Below are 3,057 nucleotides of genomic sequence, written 5' to 3' on the forward strand. Positions count from 1 at the left end.
TCATAAAAGTTACGTTGGCTAGTGTTCATGATCGAAATCAATCGCACTATAATTTGTTTATTGTTGACGTTTGTTTGTTTAGTTTTCAAAGAGCAATTTTTCTTTATCGCTCAGAGGCGACTTTATTAATTTAACACATGGTGTTTATGTTGTCAACACCTTTTTTAAAACCGTCAACCGCAACGTTTTCACTTTAACGCGTTTCGTTCGCAGCGACGGTTATAAATATAACAAGTTTTATAAAAAAGGTCAATAGTTTTTAAAAAGAATTTTAATTTTTATTAGAAACACTGTAATAACGGTGCAAAATCCCTTGTCCTTTTGTTTCTCGCTTTACTACTTTAATGTAATTTTTTTCGATTAAATACTCTAGCATTACACTTAAATCTACCGAATAAAGACTGAGATCTGGATGGTTAATCATTTCATCAAATGACCAAACTTCTTTTCCTTGAAGTATTTCAATTAAATGCTTAGAACCAATTTCAGTACGTGAATGCACAAGGAATTCTCCAGCAAGGAACAAAAGCTCTAAGCGCTTTTCAATCGATTCCTCACTACTTATAAGTTCCTCGTAAAGTTTATAAATTTCTGGTTCTATTTGCTTGACCTGATTCCAAACAGTAATATCTGGATGGAAACCATTTTCAATAACCGACAATCTCGCAAGATGGTGCAGGGAATGAACAATATGATTGTAAGCATCCATATAATGCTTATTTTCAAAGAAGGTTTTCCCATCTAGATAACGACGGATTAACTTAGAATATTCTATTCCCATTTTAATTTTACGACCATAAAAAGGGAATTCACGCAACTCCAATTTTAAGTTGTGTAAATAATCGTTACGATCAAAAAGGATCTTTCCTGAAAAAATCCAATCAAGGATTTTGCGATTTGTCCCCATTAGAAGCCATTCATTTAATTGATCCTCGCTCACCAAATTTAAAGATGCTTTCTTATCTTCATAGCTGTAATGTTTTACGTGAAGAGGACTTTCAGCTTCCTTCAAAATAATTAATAATACTGCGTCAAAAGTATCTGTTATTGTGCTTGCTTTTTCACGTTTTTCAATAAGTAACACACCAAGAGTATTTGATTGGCTAGCTCGTTCTTGATAAATGGGACGAAGAATGTGTTCCATAATCATTCCTCCAAAAATTTTCAGATAGCGTATATAGTTCGACAACTGAAAAAAAAATCCTTCAATGAACAGGAAACATTTCCATTATCGGAATCATTACCACATAAATCCATTACGGTGATATAATTAGTTGATGCAATAGGAGGGGACTATTTATGGCTAAATACTCTAGTAAAATCAATAAAATACGAACATTTGCATTAAGCTTAATTTTCATTGGGTTTATTGTTATGTACGGAGGAATATTCTTTAGAAGTTCTCCCGTCGTGATGACTATTTTTATGTTGATAGGGTTACTTTTTATCATTGCCAGTACCGCTGTATATTTCTGGATAGGGATGCTTTCGACAAAGACTGTTCAAGTAGTTTGTCCAAACTGCGGTAAAACAACAAAAATACTGGGCAAAGTTGATATGTGTATGTATTGTAATGAACCTTTAACATTAGATGTAAACTTAGAAGGTAAAGATTTTAACGAAAAATATAACAGAAAACAACCCAAATAAAAAAAGAAGGCTATGTTAGCCTTCTTTTTTAATGCGTTTCTTTATTTGAACATTCCGGACAATTACCATATATCTCCAAACGATGGTGACTAATTGTAAAGCCTGTTACGTGCGATGCTAATTGTTCTACTTCATCCAGACCAGGATAATGGAAATCAACAATTTTACCGCAGTTTTCACAAATAACATGATAATGGTGAGTTGTGACAAAATCAAAACGACTAGATGCATCCCCATAAGTAAGCTCTTTTACAAGTCCCACTTCACGAAATACTCGTAAATTGTTGTAAACTGTAGCCACACTCATGTTTGGAAACTTTCCTTCTAAAGCTTTGTAAATATCATCAGCGGTAGGATGTGACATTGAGTTTATTAAATATTCAAGTATCGCATGACGTTGAGGTGTGATTCTAACCCCAGTATCTTTTAAGGTATCCAACGCTTCTTTTAACGGATTTTGTGACACCGCCATGCACCTCTTTTCTATAAAAATTTTCAAATTATAATATTTATAATTAGTGTACTCAATAACAAATACTTTTGTCAATATAACAACTATCAAAACTAAAAATACTTATTGATTAATCTTGATGAAGTGTTTTTTCAACTGCCCCTAATTGAAAATTGACATATCTAGCAGTTACAAATAATAGGTCTGATAGACGATTTAAATAAGCCAGTACAAGTGGATTAACCTCATCTTCTAAGCTTACTGAGCTTCGCTCTGCTCTTCTAACAATTGTTCTGGCACTATGAAAAGCTGCACCAGAGGGATGACCACCAGGTAAAACAAAGTTCGTTAAAGCAGGTAACTGTTGGTCCCATTCATCTATTAGCTTTTCCATTTCTTCAATTTCTTTATTTTCTAGCTTCCATTTCACTTCTTTTCCAGCTGGTGTGGCCAACTCTGCACCAACATGAAATAAAATTGTTTGTATTTTATGATATGCAGCTTCTATAGTTTCTTTTCCTTGGAAATTTTCACCTTTTAAATAACTCAGCGCCAATCCTATCATCGAATTCGCCTCATCACATGTACCATATGCCTCAACACGAAGATTATCTTTCCGCACTCTTTGACCATATATTAATGAGGTTGTCCCTTTATCTCCTGTTTTTGTATAAATTTTCATGTCTTGTATCCCCTTTCAAAATTATGGATATTATTTTTCAGAGAGTCGTTAATTACCCTCTCCTCTAAAACCTATTTTCCATCTTTCAATATCATATCATCAGAATTTACCGAATTCATTCTTTAAGAACTTTTTTGAAACAAAAAAACTTAATATTCTTAAAATTATCCTAAACTAATCGAGTAGAGGGAAAATAAGATTATTATTTTCGCCCCTCTCACACCACCGTACGTACGGTTCCGTATACGGCGGTTCAATTTATATTACAGTGTGT

At 33.4% G+C, this 3,057-nt stretch carries 4 protein-coding genes; 1 reads left to right on the forward strand and 3 read right to left on the reverse strand.

The features are described 5' to 3' along the window. Positions 1-271: 271 nt before the first annotated feature. Complete coding sequence (locus HHO41_RS21870) at positions 272-1,144, reverse strand: nucleotidyltransferase-like protein (protein ID WP_169102684.1); 873 nt, start codon at positions 1,142-1,144, stop codon at positions 272-274. Positions 1,145-1,299: 155 nt separating this feature from the next. Between HHO41_RS21870 and HHO41_RS21875 the strand changes: the two genes are divergently transcribed. Further along, positions 1,300-1,650: a YgzB family protein gene (locus tag HHO41_RS21875; protein ID WP_169102685.1), complete on the forward strand. Its 351-nt coding sequence runs from the start codon at positions 1,300-1,302 to the stop codon at positions 1,648-1,650. Between the two features lie 28 nt (positions 1,651-1,678). On the opposite strand, the gene perR is transcribed toward HHO41_RS21875, so the two are convergent. Continuing rightward, entirely contained in the window at positions 1,679-2,122 is a 444-nt protein-coding gene (gene perR, locus HHO41_RS21880) for a peroxide-responsive transcriptional repressor PerR (protein WP_211171274.1), read from the reverse strand. Between the two features lie 109 nt (positions 2,123-2,231). Further along, positions 2,232-2,783, reverse strand: coding sequence for a cob(I)yrinic acid a,c-diamide adenosyltransferase (locus tag HHO41_RS21885; protein ID WP_169102693.1), 552 nt, complete (start codon positions 2,781-2,783; stop codon positions 2,232-2,234). Positions 2,784-3,057: the final 274 nt, after the last annotated feature.

Origin of the sequence: Bacillus sp. DNRA2, from assembly GCF_012843265.1 — a bacterium.
Taxonomy (GTDB): domain Bacteria; phylum Bacillota; class Bacilli; order Bacillales; family Cytobacillaceae; genus Bacillus_BU.